This window comes from Bradyrhizobium sp. AZCC 2289 (assembly GCF_036924615.1).
Lineage (GTDB): Bacteria > Pseudomonadota > Alphaproteobacteria > Rhizobiales > Xanthobacteraceae > Bradyrhizobium.
On the sequence record NZ_JAZHRY010000001.1, the window covers coordinates 2,684,266 to 2,702,172 of the forward strand.

Annotated in this window: 20 protein-coding genes; 14 read left to right on the forward strand and 6 right to left on the reverse strand. The window is 61.3% G+C overall.

Annotated features, from left to right (window positions below):
• Positions 1–92: 92 nt before the first annotated feature.
• The gene (locus V1289_RS13045) at positions 93–404 is read right to left on the reverse strand and encodes a hypothetical protein (RefSeq protein WP_334397329.1); all 312 of its coding nucleotides are present in this window, start codon (positions 402–404) and stop codon (positions 93–95) included.
• A gap of 73 nt (positions 405–477) precedes the next feature.
• Positions 478–915 (reverse strand): hypothetical protein, encoded by a 438-nt coding sequence (locus tag V1289_RS13050; RefSeq protein WP_334397330.1) that lies wholly within the window; start codon positions 913–915, stop codon positions 478–480.
• A gap of 179 nt (positions 916–1,094) precedes the next feature.
• Between V1289_RS13050 and V1289_RS13055 the strand changes: the two genes are divergently transcribed.
• The 7 genes from V1289_RS13055 to V1289_RS13085 are packed head-to-tail and all read left to right on the forward strand — an operon-like array spanning position 1,095 to position 8,569.
• The gene (locus V1289_RS13055; protein WP_334397331.1) at positions 1,095–1,415 is read left to right on the forward strand and encodes a helix-turn-helix domain-containing protein; all 321 of its coding nucleotides are present in this window, start codon (positions 1,095–1,097) and stop codon (positions 1,413–1,415) included.
• Entirely contained in the window at positions 1,415–3,430 is a 2,016-nt protein-coding gene (gene hyfB, locus V1289_RS13060) for a hydrogenase 4 subunit B (protein ID WP_334397332.1), read from the forward strand. Before V1289_RS13055 ends, hyfB begins: the two co-directional genes overlap by 1 nt.
• Positions 3,421–4,377 carry a respiratory chain complex I subunit 1 family protein gene (locus V1289_RS13065; protein ID WP_309179599.1) on the forward strand — a complete coding sequence of 319 codons (957 nt, stop codon included), beginning with the start codon at positions 3,421–3,423 and terminating at the stop codon, positions 4,375–4,377. The genes hyfB and V1289_RS13065 overlap by 10 nt, the downstream gene beginning before the upstream one ends.
• 5 nt (positions 4,378–4,382) lie before the next feature.
• Positions 4,383–5,045 (forward strand): hydrogenase-4 component E, encoded by a 663-nt coding sequence (locus V1289_RS13070; RefSeq protein ID WP_074278117.1) that lies wholly within the window; start codon positions 4,383–4,385, stop codon positions 5,043–5,045.
• Complete coding sequence (locus V1289_RS13075; RefSeq protein WP_334397333.1) at positions 5,042–6,493, forward strand: hydrogenase 4 subunit F; 1,452 nt, start codon at positions 5,042–5,044, stop codon at positions 6,491–6,493. The genes V1289_RS13070 and V1289_RS13075 overlap by 4 nt, the downstream gene beginning before the upstream one ends.
• Positions 6,494–6,511: 18 nt before the next feature.
• Positions 6,512–8,023 (forward strand): hydrogenase large subunit, encoded by a 1,512-nt coding sequence (locus V1289_RS13080; RefSeq protein WP_334397334.1) that lies wholly within the window; start codon positions 6,512–6,514, stop codon positions 8,021–8,023.
• 9 nt (positions 8,024–8,032) lie between these two features.
• On the forward strand, positions 8,033–8,569 hold the full coding sequence (locus V1289_RS13085) for an NADH-quinone oxidoreductase subunit B family protein (protein WP_334397335.1): 537 nt from the start codon (positions 8,033–8,035) through the stop codon (positions 8,567–8,569).
• An 8-nt stretch (positions 8,570–8,577) separates the two neighbouring features.
• Here V1289_RS13085 and V1289_RS13090 read toward each other — a convergent pair whose 3' ends face one another.
• Positions 8,578–8,898, reverse strand: a complete 321-nt coding sequence (locus V1289_RS13090; RefSeq protein WP_309179603.1) for a helix-turn-helix transcriptional regulator — start codon at positions 8,896–8,898, stop codon at positions 8,578–8,580.
• Positions 8,899–9,165: 267 nt separating this feature from the next.
• Between V1289_RS13090 and V1289_RS13095 the strand changes: the two genes are divergently transcribed.
• A complete protein-coding gene (locus V1289_RS13095) occupies positions 9,166–9,900 on the forward strand; it encodes a spermidine synthase (protein WP_334397336.1) in 735 nt (244 codons plus the stop codon).
• A gap of 100 nt (positions 9,901–10,000) precedes the next feature.
• Here the strand turns inward: V1289_RS13095 and V1289_RS13100 are convergent, their stop codons facing one another.
• The gene (locus tag V1289_RS13100) at positions 10,001–12,787 is read right to left on the reverse strand and encodes a UPF0182 family membrane protein (RefSeq protein WP_334397337.1); all 2,787 of its coding nucleotides are present in this window, start codon (positions 12,785–12,787) and stop codon (positions 10,001–10,003) included.
• 238 nt (positions 12,788–13,025) lie between these two features.
• On the opposite strand from V1289_RS13100, the gene V1289_RS13105 reads away from it, so the two are divergent.
• The 3 genes from V1289_RS13105 (at position 13,026) to V1289_RS13115 (ending at position 15,418) form a co-directional block, all read left to right on the forward strand.
• Entirely contained in the window at positions 13,026–13,328 is a 303-nt protein-coding gene (locus V1289_RS13105) for a type II toxin-antitoxin system TacA family antitoxin (RefSeq protein ID WP_334397338.1), read from the forward strand.
• A gap of 3 nt (positions 13,329–13,331) precedes the next feature.
• Positions 13,332–13,829, forward strand: coding sequence for an N-acetyltransferase (locus V1289_RS13110; RefSeq protein WP_334397339.1), 498 nt, complete (start codon positions 13,332–13,334; stop codon positions 13,827–13,829).
• Between the two features lie 218 nt (positions 13,830–14,047).
• Complete coding sequence (locus V1289_RS13115; protein ID WP_334397340.1) at positions 14,048–15,418, forward strand: hypothetical protein; 1,371 nt, start codon at positions 14,048–14,050, stop codon at positions 15,416–15,418.
• Between the two features lie 178 nt (positions 15,419–15,596).
• Here the strand turns inward: V1289_RS13115 and V1289_RS13120 are convergent, their stop codons facing one another.
• Positions 15,597–16,238, reverse strand: coding sequence for a hypothetical protein (locus V1289_RS13120; protein ID WP_334397341.1), 642 nt, complete (start codon positions 16,236–16,238; stop codon positions 15,597–15,599).
• Between the two features lie 3 nt (positions 16,239–16,241).
• On the opposite strand from V1289_RS13120, the gene V1289_RS13125 reads away from it, so the two are divergent.
• Positions 16,242–16,532 carry a hypothetical protein gene (locus tag V1289_RS13125; RefSeq protein ID WP_334397342.1) on the forward strand — a complete coding sequence of 97 codons (291 nt, stop codon included), beginning with the start codon at positions 16,242–16,244 and terminating at the stop codon, positions 16,530–16,532.
• A gap of 322 nt (positions 16,533–16,854) precedes the next feature.
• On the opposite strand, the gene V1289_RS13130 is transcribed toward V1289_RS13125, so the two are convergent.
• The gene (locus V1289_RS13130) at positions 16,855–16,977 is read right to left on the reverse strand and encodes a hypothetical protein (RefSeq protein ID WP_334397343.1); all 123 of its coding nucleotides are present in this window, start codon (positions 16,975–16,977) and stop codon (positions 16,855–16,857) included.
• Between V1289_RS13130 and V1289_RS13135 the strand changes: the two genes are divergently transcribed.
• Positions 16,976–17,638 (forward strand): hypothetical protein, encoded by a 663-nt coding sequence (locus tag V1289_RS13135; protein WP_334397344.1) that lies wholly within the window; start codon positions 16,976–16,978, stop codon positions 17,636–17,638. The genes V1289_RS13130 and V1289_RS13135 overlap by 2 nt on opposite strands.
• The gene (locus V1289_RS13140; RefSeq protein WP_334397345.1) at positions 17,635–17,901 is read left to right on the forward strand and encodes an HGGxSTG domain-containing protein; all 267 of its coding nucleotides are present in this window, start codon (positions 17,635–17,637) and stop codon (positions 17,899–17,901) included. The genes V1289_RS13135 and V1289_RS13140 overlap by 4 nt, the downstream gene beginning before the upstream one ends.
• Positions 17,902–17,907: the final 6 nt, after the last annotated feature.

Consider the following 17,907-nt stretch of genomic DNA (forward strand, 5'->3'; position numbering starts at 1 on the left):
ATCAGGAGTCATCGATAGAATGACAACTCACTCAGATCGACGCGCGAGTCGAAATTTCTCAGCTGCCATCGAGAGAAACAAGCACGCTTGGGTCACTCATCTCTTGTCCCGATAAAATGGGCTTTCGAGCGAGCGGGGTGCTGTCTCGCCTCTCGCGACAGGCCAGCAAGAGAAAAACGGAGCTTCGCAGGCATCGGGCAGAAAGGCGAGATATCCTCTTGCGCCAACGTCACGATGTCCTCTTGCGCCAAAGTCATGCCGTTTTCCAGCCAATCTCCGGCAACAGAGAAGGTGATCAGGATCGTCAGACAAACCAGCAGGACGATGACGCCGGCAAGCGGGCGCGTCCTGCACTGAACGTCGCGACCTGCCGCTCCGCAACTGTTTGTCGTGGTTTCCGTCATGCATACCTCGGAGCCCGAGTTAGGTCGCGGCCGCAGCGCTTTCAATGTCCAGCAAGCCGATTTCGACGACTAGTCAGCGCTCATCAATGCAATGTGATGACACTCGGTCGCCTCGTCCGCCGGAACAGGTATTCGATGCACATTTCCTGGGCGTGCCAATCGTCATCATGATTGAGAGATAATTCAAAAGCCGGTCGCCATTGACGAGGCTCAGGGGAATGACCGGCATGAAGCGCAACACGACAGGATTCTTCCACTCGCTGTTCACATCGGGATAGGCGAGCAATGCCCTGGGCAATTCCTTGGTTTTTTCGTCTACGACGCGCCCGACCGACTCCCGATAGCCGCGCTCGAACAGCCACCTTGCCGCATCCTGCCAATTCGGCGCATGCCCTTGGGGTCGAACATGAGGTGCAGCACGGATCATTATCGCGACCACACTTCCCACGTCACCACGCATACCGCACAACGCCCTTGCCGGCGTAGCTGCGGGCGCAAGCGACGTTGCCATGGCGATCGCAGCACTGAACGGTTCGGGGCGCGGTATGCCGCGGCCCCCCCCGCAAATCCGCATTCCATTGCCCGAAAAGCATCCCTTAGAATAGATATTTCAGATATCATTTATTGACACTTTAACATCATTAGTTAGGATGCAGGAATGATGTTTGATATTGGCTGGGGTTCCGACCGATGATCACGGCAGCTCAATTGCGGGCTGCCAGGCTGCTTCTCGGCGTCGATCAGCGCCGGCTTGCAAAACTCTCCGGACTCTCCGTGCCGACCCTCCAGCGAATGGAGGCGAGCGAAACGATGGTTCGAGGCAATGTCGATTCGCTGGTCAAGTTGATCGCTGCATTCGACGCCGCCGGGATCGAGATGATTGAAGAAGGAGCCGTCAGCAATTCGCAAGGACGCGGGGTGCGTCTGAAGATGAATTCGGGTTCGGCCAAGGCTTATCTGGACCATCAGGCAGAGCACAAAACGTCGAACGGCACGCGGGGGCGCGTTTGATGGCTCCCGTCGTCTTGCAAATGTCATGTGTCGCGGGATTATTGGGGATCGCCGGGCTTGCGATCTTCCTGAGCCGCGCCAAGAGCGCCACGGCGATCGTTTACAGCCTCACTCTGGCTGTTTCCCTGCTCGCCTTGTTCGGGTCGATCCGCTCGCTGCTCGGCGGCGTGCCTGATATCTCCGACCTGACCTTGCCGATCGGACTACCGTGGCTTGGCGCCCATTTCCGCATGGATGCGCTCGCATCGTTCTTTCTCGTGGTGGTCAATCTGGGGGGTGCGTCGGCAAGCCTCTATGGCCTCGGCTACGGCCACCACGAACCAGCACCGCACCGCGTGCTGCCGTTCTTACCCGCCTTTCTGGCCGGGATGAATCTGGTGGTGCTGGCGGACGATGCGTTTTCCTATCTGCTGTGCTGGGAATTCATGTCGCTGGCTTCCTGGGCGCTGGTCATGGCGCATCATCGCGAACCCGACAACGCCAAGGCGGGTTACGTCTATCTCGTGATGGCGAGCTTCGGCACGCTCGCGCTGCTACTGGCCTTCGGCCTGCTGGCCGGACCGGCGGGAGATTACGGATTTGCCGCCATCCGCTCGGCGCAGCACACCCCCTATGCAGCAACATTGGTGCTGATCCTGATGTTGCTCGGCGCCGGCTCCAAGGCCGGTCTGGTGCCGTTGCACGTGTGGCTGCCGCTCGCGCATCCCGCGGCGCCAAGCCATGTTTCGGCGCTGATGAGCGGTGTCATGACCAAGGTCGCGATCTACGGCTTCATTCGCGTCATCTTCGACCTCTTGGGACAGCCGACATGGTGGGCCAGCGTGGTCGTGCTGATCCTCGGCGGCATCACCGCCGTCATGGGGATCCTCTACGCGATGATGGAAAAGGACCTGAAACGCCTGCTGGCCTACAGCACGATCGAGAATATCGGCGTCATCTTCGCAAGCCTGGGCCTTGCACTGGCCTTTCAGGCCAACGGCCTGAAGCTCGCGGCGGCGCTGGCCTTCACCGCGGCGCTGTTCCACGTGCTCAACCACTCCTTGTTCAAGAGCCTGCTGTTCTTCGGGGCCGGCGCCGTCCTGACCGCGACGGGCGAGCGCGACATGGAAAAACTGGGCGGCCTCATTCATCGCATGCCGCAGACGAGTTTCGCCATTCTCGTCGGCTGCGTCGCGATCTCGGCGCTTCCGCCCTTCAACGGCTTCGTTTCGGAATGGCTGATGTTCCAGGCCGTGTTGCAAAGTCCGGAATTGCCACAATGGGCGCTGAAGATCGCGGTGCCCGCGGTCGGCGCGCTATTGGCCCTGGCGGCGGCGTTGGCCGCGGCGTGCTTCGTCAAGGCCTACGGCGTGACGTTTCTCGGACGGCCGCGCGGAACGGCGGCCGAAACCGCCCATGAGGTCGACCGCTGCTCGCTCGTCGCCATGTTCATCCTTGCCGCACTCTGCCTTCTGGCCGGAATCCTGCCGGGGCTGGTGATCGACGCGCTTTCGCCGATCACAACCGCGATTCTCGGTGGCCGGATGCCGATCCAGGCCAATGAACCCTGGCTTTCGATCGTGCCGATCGCGGAGAGCCGAAGTTCGTATAACGGATTGCTGGTGATGGTGTTCATCACGATATCCGCTTCGCTTGCCGTCTTCTTCATTCATCGCTTCGCCTCGCATGCGCTGCGGCGGGGGCCTGCCTGGGGCTGCGGCTTTTCCGATTCCACGCCCGCGGCGCAGTATTCGGCGGGAAGTTTTGCGCAGCCGATCCGCCGCGTGTTCGGCACGATGCTGTTCCACGCCCGCGATCATGTCGAGATGCCGGCGCCCGGAGATACCAGGCCGGCGCGGCTCCGAATCGAATTGCACGATCTGGTCTGGGAGGGAATGTATGCGCCAATCGCGGGCGCGGTCGGCTATTCCGCCGATTGGCTCAACCGCCTGCAATTCCTGACCATCCGGCAATATCTCAGTCTGGTCTTCGCCACCCTCGTCACGCTGCTGCTGGTGCTCGCGATATGGTCGTGATCTCCGACATCATCGTACAGGGTGTGCAGATGCTGCTGGTGCTGTTGCTGGCGCCGCTGCTGACCGGCTTCGTCCGCAAGATCAAGGCGCGGCTGGTGCGTCGCCAGGGCGCATCGATGTTTCAGCCCTATCGCGATCTGCTGCGCCTGCTGCGCAAGGAGGTGGTGCTGGCCGACAACGCCTCGTGGCTGTTCCGCGTGACACCCTATGTGACGTTCGCCGCGATCTGGGTTGCCGCCGCCTTGGTGCCGACCTTTGCGACCGGCCTGCCGTTCAACTGGACCGCCGACCTGATCGCCATCGTGGCGCTGCTCGGAAGCGCGCGGTTCTTTCTGGCGCTCGCAGGAATGGATGTCGGCACCAGTTTTGGCGGCATCGGCTCCAGCCGCGAAGTCATGATCGCGGCATTGGCAGAGCCTGCGATGCTGCTGATCGTGTTCTGCATGGCGCTGGTTGCCGGCTCGACCCAGCTTTCGACGGTCGCAAATTTCCTGGCCTCGTCCTACGTCGGCTTACGGGTATCGCTGGGGATGGCGCTGATCGCGCTCATCATGGTGGCGCTCGCCGAGAACGCGCGCATCCCCGTCGACAACCCGGCCACGCATCTGGAGCTCACCATGGTGCATGAGGCGATGGTTCTCGAATATTCGGGACGTCACCTCGCGATGATCGAGTTCGGCGCCTTTCTCAAGCTCCTGCTCTATATCTCGCTGATCGCCTGCGTGTTCCTGCCCTGGAAGATCGCGCTGTTCGGCACCGGCCCGCTGGCCTACGCCATCGGCGCCGGCGCCTACATCGTCAAACTCGCCGTCGCCGGCTTTTTGCTGGCGCTGTTCGAGACGGCGACGGCGAAGATGCGGGTTTTCCGCATTCCGCAGTTTCTCGGGGCCGCGCTGATGCTGGGCCTGCTCGGTACGCTGCTTCTGTTCGTATCGAGGAGCTTCTGATGCAGATGCACAGCCTCGCCTTCGACGTCTCGCATACGCTGGCCGGCGGGCTGGTCCTGATCAGCTTCATGATGCTGTATCAGGACCGGCTCTATTCGCTGCTCAACGTCTTTGCGTTCCACGCCGTGGTGCTCGCGCTTTCCGTCGCCTGGCAGGCCTTTGTCCAGCAAGCGCCTCATCTCTACATCACGGCGGCCATCGCGCTCGTGTTCAAGGCGATCGTCATTCCGGTGGCGCTGCATCGCATCGTCAAGCAGCTTGGCATTCACCGCGACATCGAGTCGGCCGTGGGCATCGGCCCGACCATGCTGGCCGGGATGGCCCTGGTCGCGCTCTCCATGGTGCTGATGCTGCGGGTCACCGCCGAGGCCGATCCGCTGGCGCGCGAGGATCTCGCCTTCGCCCTTTCGGTCGTGCTGCTCGGACTTCTGGTCATGGTGACGCGGCGCAATGCCGTCAGCCAGGTCGTGGGATTCATGTCGCTCGAGAACGGCCTCGTGCTGGCGGCCACGGGCGCCAAAGGCATGCCGCTCGTGGTCGAGATCAGCGTCGCCTTCTCGATCCTGATCGCCTTCATCGTGATCGGCATCTTCCTGTTCCGGATCCGTGAACGCTTCGATTCCGTCGATGTCTCCGCGCTCGACGACTACCGGGGCGAGCACCGATGAGTGCGGCTTCCTTCGATCCCGTGGCGGCAGTGCTGCTGATCCCGATCGGCTCGGCGGCGTTGCTGGCCGCGTTGCCCGGCTACCGACTCACCGCGCGCCTGAACGTCGTGGCCAGTTTCGCGACATTCATGGCGGCGCTGTCGCTGTTCGTGATCGAGCGTCCACAGCCGGGGCCGTATGTGCTGGTCGATGACCTCAACATCGTCTTCATCGTGCTCAACACCTTCGTCGGCTTCACCACCAGCATCTTCAGCGCGAGCTACATCGCCCATGAGCTCGAAACCGGCCGGTTGACGCCGCTGTACCTGCGTTTCTACCACGCCATGTACCAGACCATGATGTTCGGCATGAATCTGGCGTTCGTCTCGAACAATATCGGACTGATGTGGGTCGCGGTGGAAATCGCAACCCTCACCACGGTGCTGATGGTCGGCATCTACCGTACCCACGCCGCGCTGGAAGCGGCGTGGAAATATTTCATCCTTGGCAGCGTCGGCATTGCCTTCGCGCTGTTCGGCACCATCCTCGTCTACATGGCGGCGCGGCCGATCGTTGGCGAAGGCCAGGACGGCATGGTCTGGACCCTGTTGATCCGGCATGCCGCCGCCTTCGATCCCGAGTTGCTCAATGTCGCCTTCATATTCCTGTTTCTCGGCTACGGAACCAAGGTCGGCCTCGCGCCGCTGCATGCCTGGCTGCCCGACGCCCACGCCGAAGGTCCGACCCCGATATCGGCCGTGCTGTCGGGCCTGCTGCTGAACGTCGCGCTCTATGCGCTGCTGCGCTTCAAGATATTGCTGGTCGCCAATCCCTCCGCGATCGCGCCGGGCCCGCTAATGGTGACGATGGGCCTGGTCTCGCTGATCTTCGCGGCCTTCATGCTGTACCGCCGGCGCGACATCAAACGGCTGTTCGCCTACTCCTCGATCGAGCACATGGGCATCATCGTCTTTGCGTTCGGAATGGGCGGCCCGCTGGCCAATTTCGCGGGGCTGCTGCACATGGTGATGCACAGCCTGACCAAGTCGGCGATCTTCTATGCCGTCGGCCATATCTCGCAGATCAAGGGCACGCAGCGGATCAACCGGATCCGGGGCCTGACCGTGACCCATCCGGTGCTTGGCTGGGGCTTCGTGGCGGGCGTGGTCGCAATCGCCGGACTGCCGCCGCTCGGCATCTTCATGAGCGAATTTCTGGTCGTGAGTTCGACCTTTGCGCGGCAGCCGCTGCTGGCGATCGCGCTGGTGTTCGGGCTGCTGCTGGCCTTCGGCGCGTTGACGTTGCGCCTGACAAGCGTGGCATTCGGCCAGCCTCGCGGCAGCACGGCGTCGGCGGACGCTTCCTACGTGCCGATGTTCGCTCACCTTGCACTGGTTCTTTGCGCGGGAATCTATCTTCCTGCGCCGCTCGTCGTCTGGTTCCAGCACGTCGCTCGTCTGCTTGGATAGTTGAGGGATGAACGGGATATGCCATCGCTGATCGATCTGATGCAGGAAGGCCGCACGATCCAGCAACACAGCCCATGGCCGCGCGCCGTGGTCGATGCACATCTCTGGAATTTTGCGGCAAGCGAACTGGCGCAGGGACGCTGGAGCCTGCTTGGCCTCTGGGGTGAACCCTCGACGGTACACATGGCGATCATCGATCGGGACACAGCGGATATCGCGGTTGTCAGCCTGGATTGCCCCGATCGCGTTTATCCCTCGGTCGGCAAATACCACCCGCCGGGGCTGCGATTGGAGCGCACGATCAACGACCTGTTCGGATTGTTCGCGCAAGACTTGCCCGATAGCCGCGCCTGGCTTGATCACAACCGTTGGGGCGTGCGCTTTCCCTTAGGGGATCGCATCGGCGCGTTGTCGACGACGGCGCCGTACCGCTTCCTCGCGGCGGAAGGCGATGGGTTGCACCAGATCGCCGTCGGTCCGGTGCATGCGGGCATCATCGAGCCCGGGCATTTCCGGTTTACCGCCAGCGGTGAGACCGTGGTCCGGCTGGAACAGCGGCTGGGATATACGCACAAGGGTATCGAGGGGCTGATGCGCGGCGCCAGCGTCGAGCGCGCCGCGCAACTGGCCGGACGCGTATCCGGCGACAGCACCGTCGCCTATGCTTACGCGTTTTCGAAGGCCGTCGAGGCGGCGCTGCAACTTGCCGTGCCGGACCGCGCGGTCTGGCTGCGGGCGCTGCTTGCTGAACTCGAGCGGCTTGCCAATCATCTCGGCGACATCGGCGCGATCTGCAACGACGCGTCCTTCGGCTTGATGCAGGCCCATTGCAACGTGCTGCGCGAGGACGTTCTCCGCGCGGCGAACACAGCCTTCGGTCACCGACTGATGCGGGACGTCATCGTTCCCGGCGGGCTTGTTCGCGACCTCGACGAAGCAGGGCAAGCGGCCATCCGTGCGACGCTCGACAATATCCCCGTTCGCTTTCCCTCACTTGTCGAACTCTACGACAACACCGCCTCGCTTCAGGATCGCACCGTCGGCACCGGCGTCGTCACGGCGGCCCTCGCAAAGCAATATGCTGCAGGAGGCTATGTGGGCCGCGCGTCCGGGCGCGCCTTCGACGCCCGCCGCGCTCCCGGATATCCCCCGTATAATGATCTGCTCTTCGAGGTACCGGTGCTCGACGAGGGTGACGTGAACGCCCGGGTCTGGATTCGGATTCGTGAAGTGGAGCAGAGCCTTTCGCTGGCAAATCAGATTCTGGACCGGCTTCCCGGCGGCCCGCTGCGCGTGCCGGTCGGCGCCGCGGCGGGACCGCGCGAGGGCATGGCGCTGGTCGAAGGTTTCAGGGGCGACATCATGGTCTGGCTCCGGCTCGACGGCGGCCGCATCGACCGCTGCCATCTTCGCGATCCGTCCTGGTTTCAGTGGCCGCTGCTCGAGGCCGCCATCGAGGACAACATCGTCGCCGACTTTCCACTCTGCAACAAATCGTTCAACTGTTCCTATTCCGGCCAGGACCTGTAGGAGAAGGCGATGCGCAAACTTCTCTTTCAAAGTTTTTTCCAGGGACCGTTCACGGAGCCGGCGCCCGCGCTGGACGCGACCGCCGTCGGCGAACTCGCGACGGCGCTGCAGCACGCCGCGCGGCGGCGCCTCGGCCGAAGCCTCTCGATCCGCGAAATCGATGCCGGATCATGCAACGGGTGCGAACTGGAGATCCACGCGCTGAACAATGCCTATTACGACGTCGAACGTTTCGGCATCCGGTTCGTCGCCTCGCCCCGCCACGCCGACGTTCTCATGGTCACCGGGCCCGTGACCAAAAACATGCGCGATGCGCTGGAGCGAACCTATCATGCGACCCCGGATCCGAAATGGGTCGTTGCGGTGGGAGATTGCGCGCGGGATGGCGGGTGTTTTGCCGGCAGCTACGCGGTTGTCGGAGGGGTCTCGCAGATCGTTCCCGTCGATCTTCATATTCCCGGCTGTCCGCCGCCGCCGGTTATGATTTTGCAGGGACTGCTCGCCCTGCTCGATCGAACGGCCAAAGACGCCACATCCATTGCTTGAGACCAACGTTAGCGGGTCCGTTCCAATGTCCGCGGCAGCGAAGGTTTGGACTGCTTGATGTTCTTGATCTTTGGCTTCGTCACGTGTTCCCTGAGACGAACGCCGCGACCACCTGTCGAACTCGTCATCCCCGGATTGATCAATTCGATCCCCGCATTCTCCAGTGCCGAAACCAGCTTCATCAGGGAATCGACGTTGCCGCGGATCACGCCGTCGCTCGCTTCCATGCGCTGGATGGTAGGGACCGAAAGATCCGCAAGGTCGGCGGTTTGCCGCTGATCAATGTTCAGGAGCGCACGGGCCGCCCTGAGCTGGTTGGCCGTAATCATGAAAAGGCGGTCTCCGCTGAGATTGGCATCGAATATATCTACACCATACGAATTGGTGCTTCAAGCATCAAATCAGATGCAAAATATATCATCGGGGGTTCGGCCCCGCAGGACGTCCCCGAGCTGTCCGAGACTTGTCGCGAACCCCGCACCAGATGCGGAAACATTATGCGCCATTCCTGAAAGTGTTGGCGTACTACACGTCACATGATAATAGATGTTCTGTGCATCTATTCTGATGCTCGACTCTTTACGTGGTTATCCGCCGTGAAATTGCTGGGACGCTATCAAGGCAGGAACGGCTGGATCGATATCGTCGAGTGCTCCTGGGACGGCACGCGCGTGTATTTCGAGGAAGGCGTGCGGCAAAGCCAGGCAACGCCCGACGGCGAAAGCGTGTTCACCTACGTCAAGCTGATGGACGAACTTCTGTCCCGCTCCCGACACATCCTCGTGCTGGGCTGCGGCGGCGGAACGCTTGCGACCAGGCTGTCGCGCCTTGGCAAGCGGCTGACCATCGTCGACAACAACCCGATCAGCTTCATCCTCGCACAACGATATTTCGAGCTGCCGGACGAATTGCCCTGCATCATCTCCGACTTCCGGAAATTCGTGTTCGACGACCGCGCCTACTATGATGGCATTGCAATCGACGTCGGCGGCCCCGGATTTCGCTTCATGGATGAATTCGATACCGAGACCTGCGACGCGATCCGTTCCCGCCTCGCACCGGGCGGGCGGATCGTGATGAACGTCACGGTCGCAAACGACATTGATCCGACGCCTGACCGGATCGCCGCGCGGCTTGCCGGTGAGGAATTGCAGACATGGATCGTCGATGAGCAAGGCATCGAGGACCGTAACGCCGTCATCGCCTGCATTCCCGGGAAGACACTCGGTTCGCGTCCCGCGCTCGATCGCGTCATGCGCCAAAGCCACGAACGGTGGGCGATCCGCCGGGGAAGATCGCGCAGCCGCGATCTCACTTTTGGATCGCGCTGATATTGCACCGTCCGGCAGACCGATGCGAGACGTGGAGAGTCGGCATCGGCCGGGTCTCGCCCTGAAATCGCAATATGATCTTGAGCGAAGCTCAATCGTGCTAGTGGCCGGTGGATTGACGGTTCATCTCCTCCAAAGGCTTGCGCATTGCATCGAACTGCGCGCCGAAGCCTTTCCAATCTCCGGACTTCAATCGCTCCACGGCTTGATTGTAGCGATCAAGCACCTCCCGTGCTTGACTTGCCGCTGGGCCTGTCACCGGCATCCCCTCCGTGGTGTTTGAAACTGCCGGCGCAGCGCCGGGTTCCACGAACAGCGCTGACAAGGCCTCGGCGAGCGTCTCCCTCATCACCACATGTTCACCGTCGGCTGCGATCACGCGCTTCAGCTCCGGGAGGTGTCCGTGCTCCGCGCGCATATAGAGCGGCGTCACATATAGGATCGAGTTCTCGATCGGGATCACGAGCAGGTTCGCGCCGCGTATCACCCGCGAGCCCATCTGATTCCACAGCGTGAGTTGTTGCGATATCTCGGTATTCTGATTGATCCGCGCCTCGATCTGGAACGGCCCGTAGACGAGCCTCTCCTTGGGGAACTCGTAGACAATCAGCTTGCCGTAGTCGGGCGCGTCACAACGCGCAGCGAGCCACGCGATCATATTGTCGCGGCGGCTCGGCACCATGGGGAGCATGAGAAAGAACTCGGCCTGCGGCTCGCCGGGCAGCCGCATGATGATGTAATACGGGGCCATCGTTGCGATGCCGTCGCCGCCCGGCTGGCGCGGGAATTGCCAGAGATCCTCACGGTTATAGAAAACGTCGGCGTCCTCCATGTGGTAGCTCTGATAGAGCCGCGCCTGAATCAGGAACAGCTCCTCCGGATAGCGAATGTGCTTCTGCAACTCGGCCGGCATGGCCGAAAACGGCTTGAACAAGTTCGGAAAGATGCGCTGGTAGGTGCCGGCGACGGGGTCGCCGGTGTCCATCAGATAAAAGTCGACGGTTCCGTTATAGGCATCGACGACCACCTTCACTGAATTGCGAATGTAATTGAGATCCATGTCTTGCGCCGGCTGCGCAGAAGGGAAATAGGAACTCACCGTATAGGCGTCCTGCATCCAGAACATCCGCCCATTGCCGATGACCAGATAAGGATCGTGATCGAGCCTGAGGAACGGAGCGATCGTTCGTATCCGTTCCTCGATATTACGTCGGATCATGATCCGGCTGTCGCTGGTGATATAGCTTGAGAGAACCAGGTTCGGATCGTTGAAGTAAAAAGCAAACAGGCCTCTCCACACCATCGATCCTATCGGAATGCCACCGGTGCCGTCATAAGCGGCGTAGACATTGTCTTTCCCCTTCGGATAGTCGAACTCAGGTGTGCTTCCCTTGACGATAACGTAGCTGTCGGGCTCCTCGCCGTAGTAGACGCGCGGTTCATGGATCTGGGGGCCTCCGTCCGCAACCGGAGGAATGTCACGCAGATAGAAGAATGGCAGCCCTTCGTTGCTCTTGCGCGTGACCGGGCTCATCACCGCCCCATTGCCGTGCGTAAACAGGACGTGGCGGTTGACCCAGGTCTGGGCATTCGGCGGCAGCAAGGAGGGCCGCAATTCGCGAGCCGAGAGCATTACGCTTTGGTAGGAGCCATTGAGCCAGTAACGATCAACGTCAAGATCATGGAATTTGTAGTAAGTGCGGATCTCCTGCAGCTGCGCGTAGGTATCCGACAGAGGCAGCCAGTCCCACAGCCTGATATTCTCGATTGTCGCCTTGTTGGCGTCGAGCATCTTGGAAGTAAGCTTCTGTTCGGCAGCAAACGGCTTGGCCGCGATCCGATCGAGATTGTAAGCCTGCCGGGTCGCGGCGATGTTGCGTTCGATGTAGGGCTTCTCCAGCTGCAACTCGCTTGGTTTGACAAACACCCGCCGGAACAACGCGGGAGCTACGCCGGTCAGCACGAACGAGCCGATCACGACGAGTATGAACGCAGCGGCAGGAAGCCGGTAGGTCCTCATCCCAAGGTTTGCCAACGCAGTCAGCGCCGCAATGACCGACAGCCCGATCATTAGCCACAGGGCCGGCAGCCCGACATGGATATCGGTGTAGCTTGCGCCGACGACAACGCCGTTGTCGCCATAGAGCAGCAGATAGCGGTCAAGACCGTAGGACCAGGCCTTCACGAGGAAAAGGAGACCGAGTAAGGCCGAGCCGTGCGCAATTACCGTCGGCGATACCGATTGGCGATGAATGTCATATTCAATGTCGCCGTGCACCCAGTAGATCGTTCCGGCAAACAGCGCGCTCAGAACGAGTGCGAGCAGCATCCAGTTCTTGATGAGGATATAGGCCGGCAGTACGAAGAGATAGAAACTGATGTCCTTGTTGAAGAGCGGGTCGTCTGCACCGTAGGGGACGCGATAGAAAAACCGCAGGATGACGCCCCAATTACCGACTTCTGCCGCGGCAACCAGCAGAGCGAACAAACCTGCGCCGCCCGCGATAATCCAGGACCATGGCAGCCGATCGCGCATGACCGAGAACAGGTCGGGCGGCGGCACATTGCCCGCAAGACTGGACACGAAGGCGGCGACGGAATGCGTCGGCCGCCGTCGGGCAAAACGCCCCGCAAGCCATCCGTTCAACCAAAGGACGACAGCAGTTCCGATCCAGACCGCAAAAAGGACGACGACTTTAGCGCCGATTGTTGTCCAGAAAACCTGCAGATAACCGATCGACGAAAACCACAACCAGTCAACCAGGAAGTCGCTCGCGAGCCCAAGCAGGATCAGGCAAATCCCACCGACAATGGCCGCAATGATGACCCCGACCAAGGCGCTTTGTCTTGGTACCTTCCGTTCGGGTCCGGTAATCCCGATCGTCATGGCTTGAGCATAGCCGAAATGAGGGACGCCTGCCGCCTGATTCGTGGTCGGGATTGTTCGTCGGGGCGGTGGACACGGGTGCGCGAAGCTCCCTCGCCCGGGACTGAGAGACGAAGCTGTTCCGAACTCTTGGAGTCAGGGTCGCACCAGCCGATCGCTTCCGCGCCTCAAGTAACGCCACCCCCTGTATTGCAAAATGCGCTACAGTACTCTATTTTTGCTGCCATGGAGGTCCATCATGCCGCGAACCGGTAAGCGCAAGGAGCATCCGCTTTCGATGCGGCTGCCCGAAACCGACATTGCCATCATCGATCGGGCCGCAACGTTGCGCGGTCGTTCGCGCACCGACTTCGTGCGCGACGCAGCAGTAAGGGCGGCCGAAGACGTGCTGATGGAGACAGTACCCATTCGGATGAGTCCCGCCGGATTCAAAGCTTTCATGGCGGCATTGTCCGGACCGGCCAGTCCAGTACCGCAGATGATTGAACTCTTCCAACGCACGGCGCCATGGGAGACCGGCGGCTCGGATACCGGGGGCTGAGGCTTGGAAATCTCCGGCCCCGAACCACTAACGGCCGCCCATATTCTCGACGGATTCTCTTGCGGCAAGCCGTCTCTCGACCGGTGGCTCAAGACGCGGGCGCTCTCCAACCAGGAAAAGGGCTTCACGGCGGTGATCGTCGTTCACGAGGCGAATCGGGTGGTCGGCTATTATGGCCTTGCGCCGACGGTGATCGTGCCATCACTCCTGCCGCGATCCATCCGAACGGGTCAGCCGCCCGACCCTGTCCCCTGCCTGCTACCCGGACAGCTTGCGACCGATCAGAAATGGATCGACAAGGGAATTGGCACGGGCTTGCTCAAACATGCACTGCAACGCTGTGTCACGGCCGCAAGCCTCATCGGAGGTCGCGCACTGATTGTCAACGCGATTGACGTCGATACTGCCGCGTTCTGGGAGCGACGCGGTTTCATTCCATCAAAAGACGATCCACTTATCCTCTTCAGATCAATCGCTGATATTGCGGCATCGCTTGGCTAAGTTATTCTCTCGGGGCCCGCTCCGCCGGGTTCGTCGGCAGGCGCGGGCGCCACGAGAAAGCCGTTGATTTCGCCCAAGCGATTCCCGTTCGGGATCGAATCGATGCCGAGGGTTTGTTAGATTGCGGCGGGTCGCCTCGATGCGGCCGCCGATCATCCGATGACGCGAGCAGCAACATGGCCAACAAGCATACGCTCGAAGGGCTGATCAAATGGTCGATGCGCGATCGCTGGGCCGATCGATTCGAGCAGATCCTTGAAGACCATCTAATGCCCACCTGCGACGAAACCGGCCTTGAGATCGACGATATCGTCGCAACCGTCGGCGAAGACCTGTTCACAAGCACGGTCTGGGCTTGCGCCTTCGAAGATTTCCTGACCCGTGAATTCGACGACGGCGGCAACGCTATCGACGACTATCTGAAACGCCGTGGCTGGAAGGAGACCGCGTCCGTTCGTACCTACATGGCCGCACTGCGAAACTCGACAATGAGCCTCTATGAAGTGAGCGATATCGTCCGCGGCACGTCGTTTCGGGCGCGCGACCTTATCCGCGGCGGCGAGCCCGTCCTGATCAGCGAGCGGAGCGCGACCCGCGCCCTCAAACCATGGGACCGCATCGCCGCGCGCGTCGTTCAGGTGGGATCGCAAACGCGGATCAGCGGCGGCGTGCTAACGTTCGAACACGAAACATCGGAAGCTTTCATCGAAGCCGTGCACAACTTCGAAAAGCTCAGCAGCGAGGAAAAGCGGGAGCTTGCCCAAGCGACCGGACGAGACTTTGACGATACGGTGATCGCCGACCTTTCGCCGACGGAGAGGCTGCGCGCGATAAACCCCATGTTTACATCCTTTTGGCTCGTCGACCTGATTGATCGGACTGCCGCACCGGAAATTCCCGATTTGCGCAACGCCGAAGGGGACGAGCTGGTCATGTGTGAGGTGCGCTATCCGCTCGCAGCCGGCACGACGGCCGACGACGTCCGGGCAGTCCTGGAAGCATGTTCCGAGTTTCGCCCGGCGAGCGCGACGTCATGGAACTGGATCAGTCAGGAAAAGCCGGCTGCGGCATCGCGTGCCGGAGAGCAATCGCCGCAATCGCTGACCTTCGAAACCTGGCATGAAGATGGTACGCTTGTGCTCGGCAATGTGGAGCTGGAAAACAAAGCCCTGGTGCTCAGCGTCAACTCCCGGCAGCGTTCCGACCTCGGACGCGCGCTGCTGTCCGAGATACTTGGCCGATGCGTCGGCCAACCTTCGGTCAAGACAGAATCGGTCGAGCAAATCATGGCATCGCGCGACGTCGCCGAGCCACAGGAGTTCGTTATCCCCGAGGAGGAGCGTTGCGCCATCATCCATGATCAGATGGACCGGCACTACCGCAGCGTGCTCGATGAGCCGGTTCCCGTGCTCGGAGGCGAAACGCCGCGCGCCGCAGTCAAAACGGAGAATGGACGGGTCAAGGTCGCCGAATGGCTCAAAATGATGGAAAACCGGACGGCCAAGTCCGGTGATCACAACAGCGCAATGGCGAGTTACAACTTCAGTTGGCTATGGACAGAATTGGGCATCAGCGAACTGAGGCGATGAACGAAGCGGGCAAATGCTTGCGGGCCGATTTCCAAATGGAAGCGAAAAGCTGCGTACTCCCAAGTAGTGAAATTACGATGTGATTTGACGGAACTGCAATCGGAGGCCGACTCCGTTCGCCGGAAAATTCGATTCTCTGCGCAATGAATCCGACTACTGGCGCTTCGACACGGATGAGCTAGAACTGTCGCGGCGCCTCAAGATTTTGCTGCGCATCTGCCAAGGCCTGCGGCTCGACCAGCAGACCTTGTCGCTCGTAACGGCGACGAGTCCTGCTGAAGCGCACGACGACAGCATATCGGCTGCTTTTCGATTTGGCGCGTCGCGTGAGCAAGGCATCGCCCGCCGAAAGATACTTGAGATCATCGAGGCCGACGCAGCGCAGGCACGCAGGGCCGGGAGTCTCCATCATCAACAGATCCCCGGTGCCGCCGCACCGATTGCATACCCACTCCGTGTTCAACGGCTGGATCACCACCAGTTCCGGGGCGCGGCTTGCCGTTTCCGCCAGGCGCTCGCGCTTCTTCTCGGAAAGCTCGGGCGAGACCCAATGTGTGCGGTATGATGCCTCAATCGCAGGATTTCCGCCTCGGCTGAAGCGCAGCGTCGGGCGGCCCGGCGTACGACCGACATACGCCGTCGGGCTTGGGAACAATCCTTTCGCGATCGCCCAGGACCCGAACAGCCGCATGGCTTCCGAGATGCGCGGCAGATCGACCTGGACAACTTCCTCCAGACAATCGATCTGCCCGCGGCGCCAGCGCTCCACCGCTCCGGAGTCAAGCCACCCGATCCCGACGAGGATGTCGATGGCGCTCACAAAGTGCTGGGCGGCAAGCGCCGCTTCAGCCGCTCTGGCGACACGATCAGCAAGTGGAACGCGATTCTTCCGGCTCATCCCATGGGCGAGCTCGCTGTTCGGTGCGGCGCAAGGTTCGACGACATGGCAACTCCCGGCAAGCTGGGCGCGTTTCGTGATCGTCACATCGACGTGCTGGACCGTCAAGAAATTATGGCAGCGAGCGCACGTGCGAGAAATGACCGTCATCCGTCACCCGGGCGGAGCTTCCGCCAGCACCCGCAGAGTTTGCAGTTTTGTCCGGATTGGCGGTAAAATGGCGCTCCATTCAGAATAAAACTGCGAACTCATATGTTATTGAGATTGCAGTATAATGCTGTTAGGCGCCCCGCGGATATGCGCACGCAGGTCCTGCGTATCGCACCGTGCCTTTGCCGGCATCACTGCGGGTGACGTCTGATAACTCCCCTTCGAACGTGCGCGATCCCAAAATATTGAAAACAACCCCAGGCACAGTAGCCGGCGGCCGGCATGGCGGCTTCGAAAGCAAGTTGACACGTCGGGCAAATCACGGGCATTTATTCACCATCCCGCAATCCTGTAAACGCCCGTCGCTCAGCAACAACGGGCGCGTCGGTTACGATTGCGGCTCAAAATCCTCACCCCACCATTGAAATTGCGCCGCCTCGGCGCAGCGAACGATCGCCTGCGCGTGGCCGAACCGCGCGCTTGCCTCGCGCGTGCCAGGGAATCTCGACATGAGCACCGCTCCCGACCTCGCTATGCCAACCACGATCACCGCAACCGACCCGGCCAAAGCTGCCGCAGCCCCGCGGATAAGGCTTTTGTCGCACGGCTTCTCCATCGAGCACCCGGATCCGGAGCTCGGCGAACGGCTGATGGCTGACGCGTTGGGGGTCGCCGACCGCGAAGCGATGCATGGCATTATCAGGCAGTTGGTCAAGGCCAGCGCGAGCGGCGAGAGTTCCGACGAGGTCAATCTCGCCTTCATGATTTCGATGGTGAAGAGCATCAAGCCGAGGGACTCCATCGAGGCCATGCTGGTGGCGCAGATGGTTTCGGTTCATGTGATGGCGATGCGATGTGCCCATCACCTCGCCAATGCCGATGACCTCGCCCAGCACGACAGCGCCGCCCGCGCATTGGGCAGGCTCGCCCGCACGTTTCCCGCCCAGATCGAGGCGCTGAACCGCTACCGGAGCCAGGGCGAGCCTGCCATCACCGTGCAGAACGTGTCGGTGGGCGACGGCGGCAAGGCCATCGTCGGCAACGTCACGCAGCATGCGAGCGTGATCGTTTCCGACAAGAACACGGTGTCCGCGGCGCGGAATGCGCCAAAGGCCTCGGGCTCCAGGCGACGGCCCGCTTCCGCGGATGCCAAGCGGAAAGCACAGGCATGAGCGATCATATCAGAAATACCGGCCCGATGCTGGCGAGCCCGCGTTGTGGCGCCAAAACCCGTTGCGGCGGCGCGTGCCGCTCGCCGGCGGTGAACGGCAGGCAGCGCTGCCGCATGCACGGCGGCGCACACGGGTCCGGCGCGCCAAAGGCAAACCAGAACGCGCGGAAGCATGGGCTGTTCACTGGGGAGGCGATCGAGGAGCGAAGAAAGATTCAGGCGTTGTTGAGAGACGCGCGGAAGTTGCTGGAAGAGATGAAGTGAGTGGGT

Excerpts from the sequence above, each read along its gene's own strand:
- V1289_RS13045 (WP_334397329.1), bottom strand. The coding sequence starts at position 404 with ATGACGGAAACCACGACAAACAGTTGCGGAGCGGCAGGTCGCGACGTT.
- V1289_RS13050 (WP_334397330.1), bottom strand. The coding sequence starts at position 915 with ATGGCAACGTCGCTTGCGCCCGCAGCTACGCCGGCAAGGGCGTTGTGC.
- V1289_RS13055 (WP_334397331.1), top strand. The coding sequence starts at position 1,095 with ATGATCACGGCAGCTCAATTGCGGGCTGCCAGGCTGCTTCTCGGCGTC.
- hyfB (WP_334397332.1), top strand. The coding sequence starts at position 1,415 with ATGGCTCCCGTCGTCTTGCAAATGTCATGTGTCGCGGGATTATTGGGG.
- V1289_RS13065 (WP_309179599.1), top strand. The coding sequence starts at position 3,421 with ATGGTCGTGATCTCCGACATCATCGTACAGGGTGTGCAGATGCTGCTG.
- V1289_RS13070 (WP_074278117.1), top strand. The coding sequence starts at position 4,383 with ATGCACAGCCTCGCCTTCGACGTCTCGCATACGCTGGCCGGCGGGCTG.
- V1289_RS13075 (WP_334397333.1), top strand. The coding sequence starts at position 5,042 with ATGAGTGCGGCTTCCTTCGATCCCGTGGCGGCAGTGCTGCTGATCCCG.
- V1289_RS13080 (WP_334397334.1), top strand. The coding sequence starts at position 6,512 with ATGCCATCGCTGATCGATCTGATGCAGGAAGGCCGCACGATCCAGCAA.
- V1289_RS13085 (WP_334397335.1), top strand. The coding sequence starts at position 8,033 with ATGCGCAAACTTCTCTTTCAAAGTTTTTTCCAGGGACCGTTCACGGAG.
- V1289_RS13090 (WP_309179603.1), bottom strand. The coding sequence starts at position 8,898 with ATGATTACGGCCAACCAGCTCAGGGCGGCCCGTGCGCTCCTGAACATT.
- V1289_RS13100 (WP_334397337.1), bottom strand. The coding sequence starts at position 12,787 with ATGACGATCGGGATTACCGGACCCGAACGGAAGGTACCAAGACAAAGC.
- V1289_RS13105 (WP_334397338.1), top strand. The coding sequence starts at position 13,026 with ATGCCGCGAACCGGTAAGCGCAAGGAGCATCCGCTTTCGATGCGGCTG.
- V1289_RS13115 (WP_334397340.1), top strand. The coding sequence starts at position 14,048 with ATGCGCGATCGCTGGGCCGATCGATTCGAGCAGATCCTTGAAGACCAT.
- V1289_RS13135 (WP_334397344.1), top strand. The coding sequence starts at position 16,976 with ATGAGCACCGCTCCCGACCTCGCTATGCCAACCACGATCACCGCAACC.
- V1289_RS13130 (WP_334397343.1), bottom strand. The coding sequence starts at position 16,977 with ATGTCGAGATTCCCTGGCACGCGCGAGGCAAGCGCGCGGTTCGGCCAC.
- V1289_RS13140 (WP_334397345.1), top strand. The coding sequence starts at position 17,635 with ATGAGCGATCATATCAGAAATACCGGCCCGATGCTGGCGAGCCCGCGT.